Annotated in this window: 1 protein-coding gene; it reads left to right on the forward strand. The window is 66.2% G+C overall.

Annotated features, from left to right (window positions below):
• Positions 1 to 14: 14 nt before the first annotated feature.
• Positions 15 to 284, forward strand: a 270-nt coding sequence (locus KVT44_RS56030; protein WP_302832274.1) for an acyl-CoA dehydrogenase family protein, incomplete at its 3' end; no start/stop codon positions are given.

Consider the following 284-nt stretch of genomic DNA (forward strand, 5'->3'; position numbering starts at 1 on the left):
AGTAGGCGCTGGACATGATGGCCGAGCGCGCCCTGTCCCGGGAGACCCAGGGCGGCAGGCTGGCCGACAAGCAGCTCGATCAGGCCGACCTGGCCGACTCCTACGCGCAGTTGCAGCAGTTCCGGCTGTTCGTGCTGCACACGGCCTGGCAGATCGACCGGTACCAGGACTACAAGCGGGACCGCAAGGACATCTCCGCCATCAAGTTCCTGGCGCCGAAGGAGCTGCACGACATCGTGTACCGCTCCATGCACCTGCACGGTGCCCTGGGCGTGTCCAACGAG

The sequence above is a fragment of the Streptomyces sp. GbtcB7 genome (genome assembly GCF_019091445.1).
GTDB classification, from domain to species: domain Bacteria; phylum Actinomycetota; class Actinomycetes; order Streptomycetales; family Streptomycetaceae; genus Streptomyces; species Streptomyces mirabilis.